The sequence below is a fragment of the Desulfoscipio gibsoniae DSM 7213 genome (assembly GCF_000233715.2).
Taxonomy (GTDB): domain Bacteria; phylum Bacillota; class Desulfotomaculia; order Desulfotomaculales; family Desulfallaceae; genus Sporotomaculum; species Sporotomaculum gibsoniae.
Genome location: NC_021184.1, coordinates 2,518,246 through 2,538,237, shown reverse-complemented (window position 1 = coordinate 2,538,237; position 19,992 = coordinate 2,518,246). Strand labels below are relative to the sequence as shown.

The following is a 19,992-nucleotide window of genomic DNA, read 5'->3' as shown; positions in this document are numbered from 1 at the left end:
GGTTTTGTTTACTCTGGTGTCGGGTGCTGAAAGTTGAACAATAGCAGGGGAAGTGGAAATATCTTAGGCGATGGCCCGATAAATCACTTTCACTCTAGTATCAGGACAGTGGTTTAAATATTTGATATGGAGGCCGATTTTAATGGAAAAATTGGAACAGATTTACGAAGGTAAAGCCAAAAAAGTATACCGCACTGACAATCCCGATTATTACTGGGTGAAATACAAGGACGATGCCACCGCGTTTAACGGTTTGAAGAAGGGCACCATCACCAATAAAGGCTCACTAAATAACCGTATATCAGCCTATTTTTTCCGTATGCTCGCCCAAAACGGCATTGATTCTCACTTTGTGGAGGAGAAATCCGACCGGGAAATGGTGGTCAAGGCACTGCAAATTATTTTAGTGGAAGTGGTGGTGCGCAATATCGCCGCCGGTAGTTTGGCCAAGCGCCTGGGTCTGGAAGAAGGCACCCCGATGCAAAAAACGGTGGTGGAATATTATTATAAGAGCGATGAACTGGGCGACCCGCTGATCAATGATGACCACATTCAGGCCATTAACCTGGCCACCCCTGAGCAGATGGCTAAGATTAGAGAAATTGCTTTAAAAGTCAATGATGTGCTGCGGGATCACCTGGCCGGGCGGGATATTGAATTGGTGGATTTTAAATTGGAGTTCGGGCTGCATAAAGGTGAGCTGATGTTGGGTGACGAAATATCACCTGATACATGCAGATTCTGGGATAAACATACTCGGGAAAAACTGGACAAGGATCGTTTTCGCCGGGATCTGGGTAACGTGGAGGAAGCTTACCAGGAAGTATATCGTCGGTTAACGAAATAGTGCTGGTTATTAAATATAAAAATCTGGGGGAGATAAAATGGAACGCTTTCGGCCCGGATTGCCAAACGATATAACTTTTCCAGACAAGCCCAGGGAAGAGTGCGGTGTTTTCGGTATTTACGCCCCGGGGTGCGATGTGGCCAGACTTACTTACTACGGGCTTTACGCCCTGCAGCACCGCGGCCAGGAAAGCGCGGGTATTGCTGTGGCCGATGGGAAAAAAGTGCAGCTGTATAAAGGCATGGGCCTGGTGCCGGAGGTGTTTTCCGGTGATCAGTTGAGCCAATTAAAGGGAAATATAGCCATCGGTCATGTGCGCTACTCCACCACCGGGGCCAGCCACGCGGTGAATGCCCAGCCGCTGCTTTTTCGCTATGCCGAAGGGGTGCTGGCACTGGCTCATAACGGCAACCTAACCAATGTAACGGAATTACGTTCTCAGTTAATGGCCGGCGGTGCGGTATTCCAATCCTCAACGGACAGTGAAGTAATTGTCAATGTCATTGCCCGCTCAAACCGGGGCGATTTAAAGGATGCCCTGACCAAATGCATGATTGATATCAAGGGCGCTTACTCGCTGGTAATACTTACTGAGGATAAACTTATTGCCATGCGTGATCCCAACGGGTTCCGGCCTTTGTGCCTGGGTAAGTTGGATAAAGGCTATGTAGTGGCCTCAGAATCCGCCGCCCTGGGCACTGTGGGTGCCGGCCTGCTCCGGGACGTAGAGCCCGGGGAAATTGTTATTATAGACGAAAACGGCCTGGAGTCCTTTCAGGTACTTCAACCGCGCCGGCGCTCCCACTGCATTTTTGAATACATTTATTTTGCCCGGCCGGATAGCTCCATCGATGGATTTAACGTCAACCAGGTGCGCCGTGCCATGGGGCGGGTGCTGGCTGAAGAATACCCGGTGGAGGCTGATATAGTCATACCTGTGCCCGACTCCGGCACTGCAGCGGCCCGGGGCTTTGCTGAAAGATCCGGTATTCCCTTTGAAGAGGGATTAATGAAAAACCGCTATATTGGGCGTACATTCATTCAGCCTACTCAAGATATGCGGGATTTGGCGGTGCGCATTAAGCTCAGCCCGATAAGGGAGGTGCTGGCCGGCAAACGGGTGGTCATGGTGGATGATTCTATTGTACGGGGTACCACCAGCAATAAAATCGTTGCTTTGTTACGGGACTGTGGTGTGCAAGAAGTGCACATGTGTCTCAGTTCTCCCCCCATTACCCGGTCATGTTACTACGGCATTGATACCTCCAATGAGCAGGAGTTGATTGCCGCCAAGATGTCCACGGAAGATATTCGCCGTCAAATCGGCGCCGATGGTTTACATTATCTTTCTCTGGAGGGGCTATTAAATATATTCGGCGCCTCCAGGGATAGTTTTTGTACCGCCTGCTTTGACGGTAATTACCCGGTAGAGGTAGTGAAACCACAGGAAACAGGCAAATACAGCCTTGAGTAAACCGGTTACTGGCTATGGTTAGCAACATGAACCATTGGGGGAATGCATGTTTGGAACAAAAACAAAAAACAATGACTTATGCGGATGCAGGTGTGGATATTGATGCCGGCAACCGCGCTGTGGCCATGATGAAAAAATCTGTCCACAGCACCTTGCGTCCCGAGGTGCTCACCGGCATTGGGGGCTTTGGCGGGTTATTTGCACTGGATATCGCAAGGTATCGCCAGCCTGTGTTGGTTTCCGGCACAGATGGGGTGGGTACCAAACTACGGGTGGCTTTTTTGACGGATAAGCACAATACCATTGGCATTGATGCCGTGGCCATGTGTGTTAACGATATACTTACCCTGGGTGCCCAGCCGCTTTTTTTCCTGGACTATCTGGCTGTGGGCAAGCTAAAGCCGGAGCAGGTGGCGGATATTGTGTCCGGAGTGGCTGAGGGCTGCCGCCAGGCGGGCTGTGCTCTTATCGGCGGGGAAACTGCCGAAATGCCTGATTTTTATGGGGCTGGTGAGTACGATATTGCCGGCTTTGCAGTAGGAGTAGTGGATAAAAACAAGATCATCGACGGCAGCACCATTATGCCGGGCGACGTGTTGGTCGGACTTGCCGCCTCGGGTTTGCACAGCAACGGTTATTCACTGGCCCGCCGCGTATTACTTGATAAAACGGGATATCAAGTGCATCAAGTGCACCCGTTACTGGGTTGTACCGTGGGCGAGGAAATGCTGCGCCCCACCAGGATATATGTATCAGCTGTGCTGCCGCTGTTGGATAAGTTTGAAGTCAAAGGAATGGCCCATATCACCGGCGGCGGCCTGGTGGAAAACCTGCCCCGGATACTACCTAAAGGAACAGCGGTACAAATAGATACCGGTACATGGGAAATACCGGCGGTATTTAAAGTTATCGCCCAGGAAGGGCCGGTAGAAACCGGTGAAATGTACCGGGTGTTTAATATGGGCATTGGCATGGTGCTGGTGGTGCCTATTGCACAGACCGAAGATATTATTGCTGAACTCAAATCCCGCGGTGAAGATGCCCGCGTGATCGGTAGGGTTATTGAGGGCAATGGAAAAGTGCAGTTAATCTAGATTGCCTTAAATATTTTGGTGGTTTTTGCGGGGGAGGTCACATGGAGAAAAAAAATCTAGGTGTGCTTGCATCGGGTCGGGGTTCCAACCTGCAATCCATTATGGATGCCTGCGCGGCAGGACGAATACCAGCCCGGGTGGCGGTGGTAATTAGTGATAATAACGATGCCTACGCTCTGGAAAGGGCACGGCGGGCAGGTATTGCCGCCGTGGCGGTAAACATTGATGATTATACCGACAAGGCGGAATATGAAAGATATATTGTCAAGGTTTTAATGGAACATGGTGTTCACCTGGTGTGCCTGGCCGGCTACATGAGGCTGGTGGGCACTACAATGCTGGATGCATTTGCCGGGCGAGTCATGAATATCCATCCCGCCCTGCTGCCGGCGTTTCCCGGGCTACACGGGCAGGAGCAGGCCTGGCGCTACGGAGTTAAATACAGTGGCTGTACGGTGCATTTTGTGGACGATGGCATGGATACAGGACCCATTATACTGCAAGCAGTGGTACCGGTCTACGACGATGATACCGCAGATACCCTGGCTGCGCGTATTTTGGAACAGGAACACCGGATATATCCCGAGGCAATTAACCTTTACTGCACTGATAAGCTGGTGATTGAGGGAAGAATAGTACGTATAGGGGCGTAAGAAGCACGGGGGAAGCACGGGGATGGTTCTCCTGCTTCCTCCAGGGGGGAGCAGAGTAAAAGTTCTCAAAAGGTTCAATTGGAAGTTTTACTGGAGAAAAATGCCTTTGACTTAGGCAACCAAAGAAGCAACAGAACCGTCCCCCTGCTTCCAGGCAATCAAAGGAAGCAACAGGGCCGTCCCCGTTGCTTCAGATTATTCGTTTAATATGAGGAGGTAAAAAAAATGACAGTGAAGCGTGCGTTAATCAGCGTTTCGGATAAGTCCGGGCTGGAGGAATTTGCCCGGGGGCTGGTGCAGGCGGGGGTGGAGATAGTTTCCACCGGCGGTACCGCCAAGGCGCTGCGCGGGGCCGGCATTCCCGTTACCTACATAACTGATGTCACCGGCTTTCCGGAAATACTGGACGGCCGGGTCAAAACCCTGCACCCCAATGTACACGGGGGTATTTTGGCCATGCGTACTGATGAGCACTTAAACCAGCTGCAGGAACAAAACATTACCCCCATTGACCTGGTGGTAGTCAACCTTTACCCCTTCAAGGAAACGGTAGCCAGACCCGGGGTTACTCTGGAAGAGGCCATTGAAAATATCGATATCGGCGGTCCCACGATGGTGCGCGCGGCGGCTAAAAACTATCGGTATGTGTTGGTGGTGGTAAGCCCGCAGCGTTATGCCGAAGTATTGGAAGCTGTCCAAAAGGGTGATATTGATGAGCAATTTCGCTTGAACCTGGCCAAAGAAGCCTTTGCCCACACTGCATCTTATGATACAGCCATAACCGCTTATCTGACCGGTCTCGACCAGCCGGCCGGTGAATTTCCTGCGGTTTGGGAGAAAAAATATGAGCTGGTGCAAACACTGCGCTATGGTGAAAATCCCCACCAGCAGGCGGCGTTTTACCGCGATCCTTCGGTGGCCGGGGCCTGCGTGGCCAACGCTGTGCAGCTGCATGGCAAAGAGCTTTCCTATAACAATATACTGGATATTAACGCTGCCTTTGAGGCAGTAAAAGAATTTGATGACACATCGGCTGTAATAGTAAAGCACAATAACCCGTGCGGGGTGGCCAGTGCGTCCAAACTGGTTGATGCCTATAGCATGGCTTATGAGGGCGATCCGGTGTCGGCGTATGGCGGTATCGTGGCTTTTAACGCCGCAGTTGATGCGGACACGGCCCGTGAAATGAACAGAATATTCCTGGAAGCGGTGATCGCGCCGGATTATGATGATGATGCTCTGGCCATATTGAAGCAAAAGGAAAACCTGCGCATTTTAAAAACCGGACCCCTGACCGGCCCGACCAGCGACCGCTTTGATTTGCGTAAAGTGAACGGTGGTCTGTTGATGCAGGGCTTTGACCGGGGCGTGGTTGATTCCGAGAAAATCAAAGTAGTTACCCGACGTGCTCCTTCCCAGGCCGAAATGGACGATTTGATTTTTGCTATGGCCGTGGTGAAACACGTTAAATCCAACTCTATCGTGGTGGTTAAGGATAAAAAAGTGCTGGGCGTGGGGGCCGGGCAGATGAACCGGGTCACTTCAGCCCGAATAGCCCTGGGACAGGCCGGTGACGGGGCCCGTGGCGCAGTGCTGGCCTCGGATGCCTTTTTCCCATTTTCGGATACCCTGGAGGAAGCGGTGGCGGCGGGTATTAGTGCTGTTATTCAGCCCGGCGGCTCAATGCGCGATGCTGAGTCCATTACCGTGGCTGATGAGCACGATATAGCTATGGTATTTACGGGCATGCGTCACTTCCGGCACTAGTTTAGTGCTGGTATGGATTAGCTTTGGGGGGAAATGCCAATGAAGGTTTTAATCGTGGGGGGCGGCGGCAGGGAGCATGCACTGGCCTGGAAAATCAGCCAAAGTCCCCGGGCAAAAAAAATATTCTGTGCGCCGGGTAACGCCGGTATTGCGCAGCTGGCGGAATGCGTGGATATCAAGGACAAAAACATACCGGCCATTATTGATCTGGTTCGGAGGGAGAAAATTGATTTAACCGTGGTGGGGCCGGAGGTGCCGCTGGTAGCCGGTCTGGTAGACGCGCTGGAAAAAGAGGGCTACCCTGTATTCGGACCCCGGCAGCGGGCGGCGGAAATAGAAGGCAGCAAAGTGCTGGCCAAGGAAATCATGCATAAGTATGCTATACCCACTGCCCGGTACGCTGTTTTTGACAGTGCCCACCAGGCCAAAGATTATATTAAGCAGCTTGGAGGTCCTTGTGTAATCAAGGCCGACGGGCTGGCGGCCGGTAAAGGTGTAATCGTGGCCGGGGATGAGCAAACGGCATTGGCTGCGGTAAATGATATCATGGAAAGCAAAATATTCGGTGCAGCGGGCCAACGTGTGGTGGTGGAAGAGTGCTTGCGGGGCGAAGAGGTCAGCATGCTGGCCTTCACCGATGGTGAGCATGTGGTGCCCATGTTGGCGGCTCAGGATCATAAACAGGTATATGACAATGATACTGGCCCGAATACCGGCGGCATGGGGGCTTATGCACCGGCACCTGTTTTAAGCCCGGAGCTTAGGCAGCAGGTGCTGGAGAAAGTGATGATCCCAGCTGTGCGCGGCATGGCCGCCGAGGATCGCCCCTACCGGGGGGTGCTGTACGCCGGGCTGATGATGACTGAACAGGGACCGCAAGTGTTGGAGTTTAACGCCCGCTTCGGTGACCCGGAAACCCAGCCTCTGCTGATGATGTTGGAGTCAGATTTGGTTGATGTGATGGAGGCTCTCCTGGCGGGCGAATTATATAAAGTTGATTTGCGCTGGTATGACGGCGCCTGTGTCTGTGTAGTGCTGGCCTCCGGCGGGTATCCCGGTTCGTACGGTAAAGGTGAGGTGATCACCGGGCTTGATAATCTGCCCGAGAATGTGGTGGCTTTTCATGCGGGCACGGCATTTAAAGGTAGTCAGGTGGTTACAGCGGGCGGCCGGGTGCTGGGCATAACCGCGCGGGCCGAGGGTATCCCCGAGGCTATTGAACTGGCTTATCAAGGCGTATCTCGGGTGAAGTTTAGCGGCATGCATTATCGCAAGGATATAGGTAAAAAGGCTATCAATAAGTAGTTAACCTGAGCTAATTTAAGATTAGTAAAAATATTGTAGGGTACCGCCAGCCAACGCGGTTATTTTAACTTAAAAAGTGGAAACCCTTGTAAAATGAGGGTCTCCACTTTGTTTATATGTCCTGAACCAACTGTACTTTGTTTAACTTCAAGAAAATCTACCAATGCTTTTTGAGTTATACCTATTTTCCTCTCGCAACTCTTTTAACCTTTATGCAAATATTTTTTTGTTCTTAAAGAACCCCCCCCTTCCTAAATATAAAAAAAAGGCACATAAATGTACCTTTGAACATTAAGCCATTCGTAATAGGAAAAAATTGGACATTCGCAAACACCCCGCGTGGCTCATTCGCTAGTATTATTTTTACAGCATTATTGAAACAGCCAAGGAGAGTGGGCTTAATCCCTTTATCTATCTAAGCTATCTCTTTGAGAAACTTCCCAACCTGGATACTAAGGATCAGGGACTTAGATAAGATCTCCCCTGGTCAGATACTTTACCCATTGTCTGCCGAGTATATAAATAAGCATATTTAATCCCCAATTTGTAATCAAGGTTGGGCTTATTTTACGCTTTTATAATTTTACAATTTAAAATCAAACTTATTATCGTTAATTACTTTGAACTCTAGCTCCTCAAAACAGGTTTCTTCCTTAACTTCATTTCCATCATAACTTATTATCTTTAAAAGAATTCCAGTTTCATTATCGAAATAGTATTCATAGTGCCCGGTATCAACCTTATCTTTCTTATATTGAGGGTCTACAATAAACTTTGTAACCTTACGGCCTAATATTTCCACAACTCCATCATTAGAAACTTTTGACCGCAAGAATAGTGATTGAATATCAGATTCTGGGTGGATAAGGCTATCAACGATTGTTCCTGTAAAAGTTCCATTCCAATTAGGATAAACAGCGTTTTGTAGCCGCTTTTCCGGTGTAGGTAATTTCATTTTTTTCAAAGAATCCGTAATTTCTACTTTACCATGCTTTTTTAAAGTGGTTTTTACTTTGTCACCTCTGTTTGTAGATTCATAAACGTTTTCGGAGTCGTTTACATCACGGTACCAAATAACCTTATACTTCCCGTCACCGTTTTGGTTTATCCATACTTCGGCAAAAGACTCACCTTTATCCCCTTTTTGCCTCACTTTTCCGTATAAGAATTTATAATTATCGTTAGTATGCATGGCGTTAGCTAAAATGGGGTCTTTTATCATTTCATCAAGTGAATGTATTCTATGAGTTGGCGGTTCTTTTTCTTCTCCTGCTTGAGCAGTTGTAAAGACTTTATTAGTTAGAAAATAACCGCCAACAAATGCTAAAAATATCGTAAAACAAGTGGCCAAAAATTTAATTTTTTTCATATTTTTAACCTCCTCCGTCTTAAGCTGTAAATTTAACCTCGTCCCAATCAATATACTCACCGTCACTTAATTGATATCTAGAATCCATTTGAACTATAAGCGAAGAACTTGAAGTATCTTGAAAACTACCCATGTATACAAACTCATTAACTCTATTGTTATAACTAGAAATATTGATAGTAGTTGCTCTTCCTTCGTGAAGAATCGTATATTTTACTGATGAAGCAGTTGTATAATAATCTGGAACAAATACATAGGTGGCTAATGTATCATTAGCTACCGGACATTCCCATAAACCATAGCCATAGTTAGAACTACTTCCACTTGATGAATAATTCCAATAACTTGTACCGTCATAACCATGACCGGACCCAGATGTTGTATAAAATCTACCAACTCCTTGCCAACCTTGATCAACCTCCCCGTTATGAACTATAAAGGATATTGAGGCATATGCTACAGTACTACCTAATAAAAAGCTTGTTAAAAACAAAAAAGCGACTAAGTATTTTTTTAAATATTTTACCATCTCATCACCCTCCACAAAATAGTAATAGACTCTCAGCATTTGCCGAGTTAGAAGACATAAGGCTTTGCTTGAACCATCAACATTAAATTCCTCCCTTAATAGACTTCGTTTTTCTCTATCTACCTCCTTGTTATTAAATTTGCATGAACCACTTTACTGATTTAAATTTTAGTATATTATTACCATCAATTCTACCCAGTTTTCCCAACATACACCTTTCTGTACTTATAAAGCGCAAATCGGAACTTTAAATTACCCTTACCATACTGATTAAGTACATAAGAGAGTTGAGTAATGTCATACAACAGGAGAGTTAAATATTTTGATAAAATAAAATATAGATATTATAACTAAATACGAAAGATGAAAAAATTTACTAGTTTAATTAAAACTATTTCAAGAATGTACTGATAGGCCAATTAGGGCCGGCCAGGTATTCATTAGCTTGGCTGATGGTAACTGCTGGCTTGTACAAAGCCAATTCACTTTCCAAGCGTTCCCAGAAAAGGCGCAGCCCCTTTTACTTTGCCCTTGACTGGGGTATCACTTTTGGCAGTGTGTATTATATTACAGCCCAGAATGGTAGCCGCTCTTTTTAAAGATTTGCTCTTATATGGGCTACCCCGGTCTGTTTTTTGCAAGAGCTTTTTGGAGAAAGTTGCAAGTAATTTTTCCATAGTATTGCATCTCCATTTTCCACAATGTTGCAAGTTCTCTTTCCCCGCCATGTTCTACAGGGAAAGAGAAGACTTGCAGGCATTTGTTACCTGAATTAATTAAAAAGACAGTGATTCGGTTAAGTATTCAATCCGCCGTTCTGCCATTCTGGAAGATTCCAGACCGTGATCTGAAAGCATTTGTTCCAATTCGGCAACATATTCCTTAAGATCACGTGCCTCGCAGGATTTTTCAATATACAGATTCTTAAGGTGCTCACGCTCTTCCTGCCAGCGTTCGGACGGGCTTTTTACTGTGACATCCAGTTCCCCGGCCTCATAATCACGAATATCCCGCCGGATGTTAGCATAAAGATCCTGTTCGGTGAATTCATACGGAAATGGCTCTTCTGCATATTTCACGAGCAGATACCGCTTAAGGTCATTGGGAAAAGACCTCCTGTATGTATGTTCAAGTTCTCTGATAATTGGTTTGTTTATGGTCATATCAGTGACCCTCCTTCTTATCTGTTGACGCTATTGAGCGGTAAAGATCATTGATACTGGACTCCCTTAACCGGTTGTTCTCTCCCGGAAACAGGAGAAGATAGCAGTGGTGCATGAGTCTGCCTACAAGGGCGACAGTCATCTGCTCATCATAGAGTACATTGACCCACCTGGAAAACTCCAGGTTCGTGTTCAGTATGATGGACTTGTGCTCATGTATCTCGGAGAGATAGTCAAAGAGCAACTGGGCACCGGTACGGTCGTATGGTACGTAGCCCCACTCGTCCAGTATAATGACAGATGCTTTATTCAGTTTTTTCAACAGCGTCCCCAGTGTGCCGGCCTTCTTGGCTTCCGAAAGCTGGTTGACCAGTGCTGCAGTGCGGTAGAATTTGACGGGAATTCCTTTCTGGCAAGCGCTCACGCCAAGCGCAGTGGAAAGCATGGTTTTCCCGGTACCTGTCCTGCCGTACATGATGACATTTTTCTTTTCCTTGATGAAATCAAGGGACTTTAGGCTTTCCGGTGCCAGGTCGGAAGGGAGCGTGATTTCATCAAAACGAAATCCGTCAAATGTTTTGATGCTGTAGAAACCAGCACTGTTAATCAATTTGGCTGTACGACCCTGTTCACGGTTTTTCAGTTCTGCAGACAGTAGTTTATATAAGTATTCCTGATGTGATTCGCCCTCCGTTGTCTGTGACATATCGGCCAGATTGCGGCTCAGCTTCAGTTTTTTGCAGCAGCCAATGATTTCTTCTTCAGGCATTTGCGGCACCCCCCTTCTTCAGGAAGGTATCGTAAGCGATAAGGTTGGTTGTCATCTGACCGACATCCGGTATTTCCGAATTGAGCGGCATCGGCGGAAGTTCCGGCACATCAGCGTAAATACGCCGGTAGAGGTTCTTAAGGCTATCCGCATCAGATGCGCCGTAACAGAGTGCCTGATTGACGGTACTGAGCGCACTGTCAAAGCCTGTTCTGTCCGTGAGTTCTGCCAGAACTTTAAGAACCTTTCCTGTTTCCGTATTGGAGCAGCCCTCAAGGAATTGTTTCATTGCAGGCGGCATCATGTCATAGATACCCGAATATTTCAATGCGCGTGGACGTATGGAAAGCTGCCTGAGATATGGAAGCCAGTCCATGCTCTGCTTTTTGGTATCGCCGTAAAGGCGACGGTGTCTTACGATTTCACGGTAGTTCTCGTCCATGACGATGACAAGCGATGATGTCAGTTTCAGTTTAACCACTGTATTTGCATATTTCGGTGAAACCGAGTATTCGTGCATCCCTTTGTTCAGATAAAATTTGCCCCAGTTGTTGGTGGTAGCATTACCTTTGCCACTTAGGTCGAACTCGATTTCAGGAAGAGGATGGCAGTGTTTTAAGTCTTCCGCAAACAATTCCTCAATGGTCTCATTGCGGCGGTAATGCTCCCTGTTGGCATCTTCCTCGCACATGTCGAGAAGCTGCCGGTTGAAATCGGAAAGCGCAAGAAAGTGCGGCATGGGGACAAGAAAGTTACGCCTCTGGTAACCGACTTTGTTTTCGACATTGCCTTTTTCATGGCCTTCACCGGGGTTCATAAATACGGCTTGAAAAATGTAGTGTTCCCGGAAACGATCAAACCGTTCGGTGGTCTCACGTCCGCCACCCCGAATTACTTTTGTTATGATGGTTTTGGTGTTATCAAACCACAATTCGTCGGGTACAACACCAATGTGCCGAAAGATGGCGTCAAGTCCTTCCAGAAGGCATTCCATGTTTTCACCATAGAACAGTTGCAAGTAGCCTTTGTTGCTGTATGGGAATGACACTTCAAGATATTTTCCGGTTAGCCGTGTGCCATTTTCATAAAAATCGGCTGTGCCGAAATCAACTTGCGCCTCACCTGGACGGTGTTCCAGTGGAAGGAATCCGCCCTTGGCACCGTTAAAAAGTTCCTTGTGTTTTACAGCATAGTAGGAAGCAACCGTCCTGTATGAACAGTTAAACCCGGGGGATTCCTTCCTAAGACGGTTAAATACCCTCTTGGCGGTATGCCGCTGTTTACGGGGTGCCTGTTTGTCCTCTTCAAGCCATTTATCAATAGTCGGCTTGTAGGGATCCAACTTGGGACAGAAACGCTGTTCCGAAGCCGGTTTGGGAGCCGGTTTGTTGAAGTCCGCCATGTCGACATACTTCTGTACCGTCTTCCAATCCAAATGCAATGCATCTGCGATTTGGGAAATGTTTTCTCCTTTCACGAAGAAACGGAATCTGATATCATGTATCTTGTCCATTGTAAGCATGCTCCTCTCCTCCTTGCATTCTTTGGTCAAATACAAGGATATTGGTTATGGTTTATGCCTGCAATGGATTTTTGCATTACTATGGAATTTCCAATTGCAACATTATGGATTTTTAACTTGCAACTTTCGGTATTTTTATCTTACAACAAACATCCTTAACACCCGACCACCAGCCGATAAGCGGTTATAGAGTTAGCAGATTGTTTAAAAAAGCTCTTTTTAAAAACGGTATTTAAAAAAAATTACCTTTAGTAATTTCTTCGTGATAAAACCTTGGTAAACGGGTCATAAAGAACCCCCCTGGATTAATTAATGCCAGGAGGCGCACGTTTTTAATGATCCCTTTATCCCTTTTCCGGAGCGGCCTACTCAAACTTGGTAGTTTTGACTTGAAGAGTGCTTTAATTTTCCACGATTTTGGCTAACTCATTTTGAAGTTTTCCAATTACAGACATATCTATAACTGATAAAATATAACCAATTACTAGAAACCACCCCAAGATGCCCTTTTATAGCCATAAAATACACCTAAAGAAAAAAGGAAATCCGTGTCAAATATAGTAATTAAAAAGAAAAGGGGTGTATCAATGGATAAAGTACCATTAATAACACTATTGTTTTATTCTTTACCAGAAAGCTTTCTCATTTTTTCATTTGGATTGGTTATTTATAAAAAGGTTATAAAACCCGCCCCAATTGTGTTAGCAACCGTCTGCTCTGTGCTGAGTTCATATATTGCTAGATTATTGCCTTTACCCTATGGTGTTCACACGATAATTGGTTTTTTAGTAGTATTTATCTTGTTTTATACGGTTTTAGGATTAAGTATTAAACAAAGCTTACTTTCTGCTCTCTTAAGCCTTGGCACACTTGTGGCCTTAGAAAACACTATTCTTAACTTTATCCAGTACTATCTACACTTTAGTGTGAAAGATGTTATAGCGTTATCTCCTTTGGATAAAACGCTCATAGGTTGGCCACACCTATTCGTTTGGGCGGTTTTAACTTTCTTTATTAAGAAAAAATATTTAACCAATCAAACAACAGTCTGTTAATAGTGAGGGAAAGATGGTCTATTTTGAATCCAACAATAACATTCATAAGCTTACCGTGAGTTTATTGGCTTTTAACCTACTAATATTAGTAGGAGCCAGGACGTCAAGTTATTATAGTACTCAGCACAGTATAAACGAATTATTATTTCCGCTGGTAACGGTAATCAATTTTGTCATAGCCCTGCTTTTTTATTTATGGATGTCCAGGATAGAGAGTTTACAGCGTGAGGCCCAGTTACACAAAATAAGCCTTTATTCGGTTGAAGAGGCAATGAGAACCATGCGCAGTGAAAGACATGATTTTATCAACCATCTCCAGGCCATATATGGTCTCATTGCAGTCGGTAATAATGAGGAAGCCGCTAACTATCTAAAAAGCATGGGTGCCGACTACCGTTTTAACAGCCAGTTGCTGACTATTAATAACCCATACCTCAGAACCTTATTACAAAACAAAAAACAAGATCTTTTTATGCAGGGTATTGACTTAATCATTGAGGTAAACAGCCGACTTGAACATTTTATTTTAAAACCAATGTCGATCACCACCATTTTCGGCAACCTGATTGATAATGCTACGGAAGCTATAAAAGCGACAGATGTTATCGAAAAAAAAGAAATACGCTTTGAAATTCACCAAACCAAAAACTACTATAGCTTTTTGGTTATAGACTCGGCCCCACCGATTAGTCAGGAAATTACCCATCGGATATTTGATAGCGGCTTTTCAACTAAGGGAGAAAACCGTGGTTACGGTTTAGCGCTAGTTAAACAAACTCTTAAAGAATACAGAGGGGATATAGTATATGACCCCGGCATTAAAGCATTCAACGTAACTATCCCTAAATAGAGCAGGTGACAAAATTTTGATAAACTCATGGTCTGTAAAAGTGGCTGGCTACATTGGTAAAGAGTTGGACCTGGACGATAAAACAATGGCTATCGTATCTTACGGTATTGAGGTGATAATAGGTGCCTTAATAAAATTTACTGTTTTTATTATTGTGCCTTGGATGTTAGGGGTTTTAGTAGAATTTATGGTTGCTTACTTTAGCTTTGCCATTTTGCGCATAGTCGCTGGAGGGGTTCATTGTTCTAAGTTCTACAGATGTTTAATTGTTTCGGTGACATCTTACCTGGCGATTGCCTTTATCGCTATATATATCAGTTCTTATGCGCTACCATACACATACCAGGAAATATATTGGGGCATACTAGTATTTTCGTTTTTAGTGGTGATAACCAAAGCTCCGGTAGACGTACAAGAAAAGCCGATTATCAATCCTAAAAGGAGACTATGCCTTAAAATTGCATCCTGCTTGGTAGTCGGTCTATACATGCTTATTTCAGTTTACTGGCACTTTGAGGATAAGATTTATGTAGCTTCAGGGTTGGGGATATTGTTCCAGGTGTTTTCGGTTACTAAAAGTGGCGCCAAGTTTTTTAAGTTGGTCGACCAAATTATTTAAAAGAAAGGAGGCTTTTAAGACAAATGAAAAAATTTATATTGAGTATGATAGTCTGTGCAGCCAGTGTCGTAGCTTATATTGGAATTTACCCGACCAGTTGGTCAACGATTTATCAACCTAAATCTCCGCCGGAATTACTAAGATAGACCCAAATTAGTTTTACTTATTCTAATTGTTTTTTAAGTTAGACTAAAGGGGACCATCAGGTCCCCTTTAGCTAGTGGGAGTGTTATTATGAGGGTTTTAATTGCAGAAGATAACCCAATCGAACTAAGTTATTTAAAAAAATTACTGTCATATGAAACTGGGTTCACAGTTATTGGTGAGGCATATGATGGTGATACTGCCATAAAACAGATTAATATACTAAAACCTGACGTGGTTTTTTTAGATATACAAATGCCCAGTGTTTCGGGTGTTGAGGTTAGTAAGGCTATTGACCAGAACATTAAGATTGTTTTTATTACCGCCCACCACGATCATGCAGTAGAGGCGTTTGAAATAGGTTCAGTTGATTATGTATTGAAGCCAATTGATGAAGAACGGTTCCAGTTGACCCTGAAACGCCTTCGACAATTGTGCATGCCGAAAAAGAAAGATATGTTACCGATAAAGGTAGGTAGTGAAATTATTTTTTTAGATACAGATGAAATACTTCTAATTGAGAAGCAGAAAGGATTAAAAAAGGTTACTATTTATACAAATAATAACATTTATAATTCGAACATTAGCTTAAACAGCCTGGAATTCAAACTGGGTAAATCCGGATTTGTACGTATACATAAGAGTTTCCTTGTAAATATAAATAAGATTAAGAAAATATTGCCATGGGGTAATAAGACTTACCTAGTTAAACTCGAAGGCACTTCAAAAGAGGTCTTTATAAGCCGAAAATATGCACCAATGGTAAAATTGGCAATTAATATGGAATAATTAGAAGTACTATACCTGCCGTTTTTATTGGGTGGTTGCTTAACTACTGAAACCTTTACGCAACCATAATTAGGGCTTGCTGAACCGATCCTAATTTCAACTAAAACACCATAATGATGGTCTCCCGAATGCCAGATTACTCCGAAATAGATATCGCAGAAAATAGAACAAAAGAACACGGAGTCTATGCTCCAAGTTCATCACCAGGAACTGTAGACAGATTACGCTTTCGGCGGTCTCTTTCAAACGCGCCATAATACGAGCCAAACCATAGCGTCGCTTGGCTTCGCCGAATTTTCCTTCTACAGCATTACGTTCGCTAGCGTCCTGCCGTTCCAAACGTTTCTGTTCTTTCTGTAGCACTTTATCAACAAGTGGTCTCCCTAGCCTTAGCCCACTAAGTCGTATACTATATTGTTCGCAGTAGCGCAGGTTTTCTCTATTTCGGTAGATCTTGTCGGCCAGAACAGCTTCAGGGTAGCACCCGTACTTTTGGCGGTAATATTCCACCGATTCTTTTAAGGTTATCCCTTCATTGAAGGCGTCCCAACTCAGCGTTTCCACATAGGCGTAGCCGTCTACAATGCTGATGGCGACTTTGGCACCGAACTCGGTATCGGCAGTGACTTTACCCCGAACAATGGGACGCACATGCAGCTGGCTGATGCTGATAATACGGTCATTTATCTTGTGGGTACGGTGGGTATACATGTAGAGTTGCTGTTCGTAGACCATACGTATGGTGCACAATGTTTCCTAATGTTTCCGACCCAGGCCATGATTATCACCGGCTATAGCAAGCAGGCGGTCTATAGCATGCAGGTTACGACTTACATAGCGCAGCTGCTTACCGACGGCTTTACGGATAGCTTTCTTTAACAGGTTTCTTGTTGTGAACAACGCTGAGATATGCTTTACGGGCTATCTAACGATAAGTGCGCGGTCTTTTACCTGGCTTACCAAGGGTCTTATGCACTATGTCGATAATGTCATCTAACTTCTCCCTGGCTTCGTTAAGCAAGGATAGGTCTGTGGGGTAGCGTATATCTGCCGGGGCGCAGGTGGCGTCCAGGATGAGTTTGCCTTTGTTTGCCGGATATACCTCAAAGGAAGAAGCTTTCCTTTCTAGGTTGTCGGGTTCTTCCACTAACGAGCCACCTATATTATTTGAAAAGTCGGACTTTGTATTAAGAAGTGATTATGTAGTAACTATTGAAATTCATTTGACACATCCAGAACATGGTGCCGTAAAATTGGAAGATATGGTTTTAATTAAAGAAAATGAATGTGAGATACTATCTGTTACAGAAAGGGAGTTATTTAGAGTATGAAAAGCTAATACTAGCGTTAGGGTTTAATAACCCTGACGATTTTTGCCGGCTTTTGGGCCCTAATAGCCCGAAAGCAGAACAGTAAAATCCGGCTTTACCGCGGGTGGCCGGGTGCTGGGCATAACCGCGCGGGCTGTGGGTATCCCCGAGGCCATTGAACTCGCTTATCAAGGCGTATCTCGGGTGAAGTTTAGCGGCATGCATTATCGCAAGGATATAGGTAAAAAGGCTATCAATAAGTAGTTAACCTGAGCTAATTTAAGATTAGTAAAAATATTTGAGGGTACTGCCAGCCAACGCGGTTATCTTAACTTATCTCGGACGCGCGGACTGTTCTCTTTAGAGAGTTTTTGGAAGGGCCTTTGGCTCTTTCAAAAACTTCTCGAGCACAGCTTTCATTAAAAAATGAAGGCTGTGTTATCTATACGCGGGCATGGCCCATTCATAACACCGACCTAATGAGATTAAACTGTTCTAAAAAGTATATGATAAATATCTAATAAGGCGGTTCCACACGCTATCTTGCTTAAAAAGCTGAGGAGAAGCCTCAGTTACGCCTTCAGAGCCCCCAGCGATTATCTCTTTTGTATCATTTGGAATCAGTTTGTTGTTGGTCATTCAATGGGAAGTTATGTTGCGCAAGCAATAGCAATTAATTACCCAGCTTCACCGTTTTTTATTGGCAATATTTGAAGGGTGGGCTCGGTTAGGTTTATGTATTGCAATGATCAACCTTCTTGAATATGGCTTATCCTTTCATAATTTGAACTGCAGACTAAAGGGTTCCGGAACCGCACATGAAAAGTGGTTCCTTTAGGACTGGTAGTAATATTTACAATAGCGTTATGTCTTTTTACAATACTATAACAAACTGCCAGCCCTAGACCTGTTCCATTACATTTAGTTGTAAAAAAAGGCGTACCGATTTTTTCTAGGACTTCGGGATCTATCCCAGGTCCTTCGTCACTAACGGATAAAACGACTTCGTTCAAGTCTATGCTTGTTTTAATTGTGAGTTTTCCACCAGTAGACATAGCCTCAAGGCCATTATGGACAAGGTTTAAGACTAACTGCCGAATCTCATTTTCATTTAATAAAGCTTCCGGGATTTCATCTAAATCTAAAGAAAAAAATTTGTCTTGACGTCTAGCTTCAGCTTCAATTAGCGGGTAAATATTTTTTATAATTTTATTAAGATTATTATTTTGCAGATTATCAGGCTTATGCTTGGCAAGAGATAAAAACTCAGTAATTATAGAATTAGCTCTATCCAATTCGTCAATCATTAAATCATAGTAATTTTTATATTTAGTGCTTTCTTTTTTAGAAGAAATGAGTTGTAGGAAACCACGCACTGTTGTCATTGGGTTCCTTACTTCATGGCCAATACCTGCTGCCATTTGTCCAACGAGATTTAACCGGTCCAGTTTAGCCATTTCTTTTTCTACTTTTTTGACTTCTGTAATATCATTTATTGACGCTAAAGCGTATGTCTTGTTATTTATCTTCAATAGCTCTGCCGAATAAAGCCCTATATGAATAGCACCCGATTTTGAGTAGAACTTTATTTCGTGATTGTTTACATGCCCCTTTTTTAATATCTTTGATCTAATTAATTCTCTTTGTTTGGTTTTTGGCCATAGCTTTAATTCTAGTGACGTATGTCCTAAAACCTCATCTAGCTTATAACCAGTTGTTTGTAAAAAACTTTTATTAGCGTCAATGATTCTCCCGGTTTTAAATTCATATATTATCATAAGGCTTGGGCTGGCATTGAAAGCTTTTGAAAAACGTTCTTTCATTAATAGCAAATTTTCTTGATTTTTTTCATGTTCAGTTATATCTCTCCCAATACAGTAGAAATTATTTAGTCCTATTTCAGGTACACATGACCACTCAATCCATTTATATGTTCCATTCCTGCAACGGATTTTAACTATTAAATTTGCTACTAGCTTACCGGTGGCAATGGCTTCTTTTTTAGCCAAAATTAATTTCTCTTTATCATTATGATGGACAAAATCTATAATTTTTTTATTAATGAGATCTTCTTTTGTGTATCCAAGTATTTGCATAAAGGCTGGGTTAGTACGCTTGAAGCTGGGCTCACAATCTGTTATGCACATTAAATCATTGGAGAGTTCCAAGAAGTTTTCTATTTCTATCTTTGCTCGTTCACTGGCTGTTACGTCTTTAAGGGTTAAAATAAGATATTCTACTTCATCCGTATCGCCTATGATCGGTACTAGTGTCCAATCCCAATATGTAACTCCACGTTCTGGGTTTTTTTCGTATACAAAAGGTTTTGCAAAAGCTTGATATACCTTTTTAGTTTTTATAGCCTCTTCAAATATTGATATACAATCAGACGGGTATAAATCAAAGTGGTTGCGTCCGGAAAATTCTGATACTTCACGATTATCGGCTTTAGTATAAGCTTCGTTCACCTTTATAAAATTAAAGTTTTTATCTAATATAGCCATAGGAGAGATAGTGTGATCAAATGCTAATTCCAAAATTTTATCCATTGATGCTTTTGTAGTTGTCATGATAAGTCATACCCCCGAAACTTTGGAACTTTTATTTTGGTTTTGCTTAAAATTTAATTTACTTTTTTATAAGTGTATTATAGAATAACTATTTTAGGTATATAATTATTTGTCGAAATAACGCTAAGTATTGAAAGATACATCTGGCAGGTATTTGCTAAAA

17 protein-coding genes and 3 pseudogenes are annotated in these 19,992 nt (G+C 43.8%); 13 read left to right on the top strand and 7 right to left on the bottom strand.

Going from position 1 to position 19,992, the window contains the following annotated elements:
• Positions 1-142 precede the first annotated feature (142 nt).
• The 7 genes and pseudogenes from purC to DESGI_RS24575 all read left to right on the top strand — a co-directional run.
• Positions 143-847, top strand: a complete 705-nt coding sequence (gene purC, locus DESGI_RS11915) for a phosphoribosylaminoimidazolesuccinocarboxamide synthase (RefSeq protein ID WP_006521634.1) — start codon at positions 143-145, stop codon at positions 845-847.
• Positions 848-884: 37 nt separating this feature from the next.
• A complete protein-coding gene (gene purF, locus DESGI_RS11910) occupies positions 885-2,321 on the top strand; it encodes an amidophosphoribosyltransferase (protein ID WP_006521633.1) in 1,437 nt (478 codons plus the stop codon).
• A gap of 50 nt (positions 2,322-2,371) precedes the next feature.
• Positions 2,372-3,415 (top strand): phosphoribosylformylglycinamidine cyclo-ligase, encoded by a 1,044-nt coding sequence (gene purM, locus DESGI_RS11905; RefSeq protein WP_006521632.1) that lies wholly within the window; start codon positions 2,372-2,374, stop codon positions 3,413-3,415.
• Between the two features lie 41 nt (positions 3,416-3,456).
• The gene (gene purN, locus DESGI_RS11900; protein ID WP_006521631.1) at positions 3,457-4,068 is read left to right on the top strand and encodes a phosphoribosylglycinamide formyltransferase; all 612 of its coding nucleotides are present in this window, start codon (positions 3,457-3,459) and stop codon (positions 4,066-4,068) included.
• A gap of 225 nt (positions 4,069-4,293) precedes the next feature.
• Complete coding sequence (gene purH, locus DESGI_RS11895; protein ID WP_006521630.1) at positions 4,294-5,835, top strand: bifunctional phosphoribosylaminoimidazolecarboxamide formyltransferase/IMP cyclohydrolase; 1,542 nt, start codon at positions 4,294-4,296, stop codon at positions 5,833-5,835.
• A gap of 39 nt (positions 5,836-5,874) precedes the next feature.
• A complete protein-coding gene (gene purD / locus DESGI_RS11890) occupies positions 5,875-7,140 on the top strand; it encodes a phosphoribosylamine--glycine ligase (protein ID WP_006521629.1) in 1,266 nt (421 codons plus the stop codon).
• Positions 7,141-7,427: 287 nt separating this feature from the next.
• Positions 7,428-7,615, top strand: a pseudogene (locus tag DESGI_RS24575) (transposase domain-containing protein); the annotation flags it as partial.
• 108 nt (positions 7,616-7,723) lie between these two features.
• Here the strand turns inward: DESGI_RS24575 and DESGI_RS11885 are convergent.
• From DESGI_RS11885 to istA, 5 genes are all read right to left on the bottom strand, one after another.
• Complete coding sequence (locus DESGI_RS11885) at positions 7,724-8,509, bottom strand: LolA-like protein (RefSeq protein WP_006521628.1); 786 nt, start codon at positions 8,507-8,509, stop codon at positions 7,724-7,726.
• 19 nt (positions 8,510-8,528) lie between these two features.
• On the bottom strand, positions 8,529-9,038 hold the full coding sequence (locus DESGI_RS11880; RefSeq protein ID WP_006521627.1) for a hypothetical protein: 510 nt from the start codon (positions 9,036-9,038) through the stop codon (positions 8,529-8,531).
• 776 nt (positions 9,039-9,814) lie between these two features.
• A complete protein-coding gene (locus DESGI_RS11870) occupies positions 9,815-10,201 on the bottom strand; it encodes a hypothetical protein (protein WP_006524343.1) in 387 nt (128 codons plus the stop codon).
• A 1-nt stretch (position 10,202) separates the two neighbouring features.
• Entirely contained in the window at positions 10,203-10,970 is a 768-nt protein-coding gene (gene istB, locus DESGI_RS11865; protein WP_015617973.1) for an IS21-like element helper ATPase IstB, read from the bottom strand.
• A complete protein-coding gene (gene istA / locus DESGI_RS11860; RefSeq protein ID WP_083940014.1) occupies positions 10,963-12,483 on the bottom strand; it encodes an IS21 family transposase in 1,521 nt (506 codons plus the stop codon). Before istA ends, istB begins: the two co-directional genes overlap by 8 nt.
• A 596-nt stretch (positions 12,484-13,079) precedes the next feature.
• Between istA and DESGI_RS11855 the strand changes: the two genes are divergently transcribed.
• The 5 genes from DESGI_RS11855 (at position 13,080) to DESGI_RS11840 (ending at position 15,949) form a co-directional block, all read left to right on the top strand.
• On the top strand, positions 13,080-13,547 hold the full coding sequence (locus DESGI_RS11855; RefSeq protein WP_006524748.1) for a hypothetical protein: 468 nt from the start codon (positions 13,080-13,082) through the stop codon (positions 13,545-13,547).
• A 13-nt stretch (positions 13,548-13,560) separates the two neighbouring features.
• Complete coding sequence (locus DESGI_RS11850) at positions 13,561-14,397, top strand: sensor histidine kinase (protein ID WP_006524749.1); 837 nt, start codon at positions 13,561-13,563, stop codon at positions 14,395-14,397.
• Between the two features lie 16 nt (positions 14,398-14,413).
• The gene (locus tag DESGI_RS11845; protein WP_006524750.1) at positions 14,414-15,016 is read left to right on the top strand and encodes an accessory gene regulator ArgB-like protein; all 603 of its coding nucleotides are present in this window, start codon (positions 14,414-14,416) and stop codon (positions 15,014-15,016) included.
• Positions 15,017-15,039: 23 nt separating this feature from the next.
• Positions 15,040-15,162, top strand: a complete 123-nt coding sequence (locus DESGI_RS26090; RefSeq protein ID WP_006524751.1) for a cyclic lactone autoinducer peptide — start codon at positions 15,040-15,042, stop codon at positions 15,160-15,162.
• Between the two features lie 88 nt (positions 15,163-15,250).
• On the top strand, positions 15,251-15,949 hold the full coding sequence (locus DESGI_RS11840) for a LytR/AlgR family response regulator transcription factor (RefSeq protein ID WP_006524752.1): 699 nt from the start codon (positions 15,251-15,253) through the stop codon (positions 15,947-15,949).
• A gap of 96 nt (positions 15,950-16,045) precedes the next feature.
• Here the strand turns inward: DESGI_RS11840 and DESGI_RS23840 are convergent.
• Positions 16,046-17,066: pseudogene (locus tag DESGI_RS23840) on the bottom strand (transposase); the annotation flags it as partial.
• Between the two features lie 319 nt (positions 17,067-17,385).
• Here DESGI_RS23840 and DESGI_RS23835 point away from each other — a divergent pair.
• A pseudogene (locus DESGI_RS23835) lies at positions 17,386-17,523 on the top strand (phosphoribosylglycinamide synthetase C domain-containing protein); the annotation flags it as partial.
• A gap of 485 nt (positions 17,524-18,008) precedes the next feature.
• On the opposite strand, the gene DESGI_RS23830 reads toward DESGI_RS23835, so the two are convergent.
• Positions 18,009-19,829 carry a PAS domain-containing protein gene (locus DESGI_RS23830; RefSeq protein WP_006524755.1) on the bottom strand — a complete coding sequence of 607 codons (1,821 nt, stop codon included), beginning with the start codon at positions 19,827-19,829 and terminating at the stop codon, positions 18,009-18,011.
• Positions 19,830-19,992: the final 163 nt, after the last annotated feature.

Excerpts from the sequence above, each read along its gene's own strand:
- purC (WP_006521634.1), top strand. The coding sequence starts at position 143 with ATGGAAAAATTGGAACAGATTTACGAAGGTAAAGCCAAAAAAGTATAC.
- purF (WP_006521633.1), top strand. The coding sequence starts at position 885 with ATGGAACGCTTTCGGCCCGGATTGCCAAACGATATAACTTTTCCAGAC.
- purN (WP_006521631.1), top strand. The coding sequence starts at position 3,457 with ATGGAGAAAAAAAATCTAGGTGTGCTTGCATCGGGTCGGGGTTCCAAC.
- purH (WP_006521630.1), top strand. The coding sequence starts at position 4,294 with ATGACAGTGAAGCGTGCGTTAATCAGCGTTTCGGATAAGTCCGGGCTG.
- purD (WP_006521629.1), top strand. The coding sequence starts at position 5,875 with ATGAAGGTTTTAATCGTGGGGGGCGGCGGCAGGGAGCATGCACTGGCC.
- DESGI_RS11885 (WP_006521628.1), bottom strand. The coding sequence starts at position 8,509 with ATGAAAAAAATTAAATTTTTGGCCACTTGTTTTACGATATTTTTAGCA.
- DESGI_RS11880 (WP_006521627.1), bottom strand. The coding sequence starts at position 9,038 with ATGGTAAAATATTTAAAAAAATACTTAGTCGCTTTTTTGTTTTTAACA.
- DESGI_RS11870 (WP_006524343.1), bottom strand. The coding sequence starts at position 10,201 with ATGACCATAAACAAACCAATTATCAGAGAACTTGAACATACATACAGG.
- istB (WP_015617973.1), bottom strand. The coding sequence starts at position 10,970 with ATGCCTGAAGAAGAAATCATTGGCTGCTGCAAAAAACTGAAGCTGAGC.
- istA (WP_083940014.1), bottom strand. The coding sequence starts at position 12,483 with ATGGACAAGATACATGATATCAGATTCCGTTTCTTCGTGAAAGGAGAA.
- DESGI_RS11855 (WP_006524748.1), top strand. The coding sequence starts at position 13,080 with ATGGATAAAGTACCATTAATAACACTATTGTTTTATTCTTTACCAGAA.
- DESGI_RS11850 (WP_006524749.1), top strand. The coding sequence starts at position 13,561 with ATGGTCTATTTTGAATCCAACAATAACATTCATAAGCTTACCGTGAGT.
- DESGI_RS26090 (WP_006524751.1), top strand. The coding sequence starts at position 15,040 with ATGAAAAAATTTATATTGAGTATGATAGTCTGTGCAGCCAGTGTCGTA.
- DESGI_RS11840 (WP_006524752.1), top strand. The coding sequence starts at position 15,251 with ATGAGGGTTTTAATTGCAGAAGATAACCCAATCGAACTAAGTTATTTA.
- DESGI_RS23830 (WP_006524755.1), bottom strand. The coding sequence starts at position 19,829 with ATGACAACTACAAAAGCATCAATGGATAAAATTTTGGAATTAGCATTT.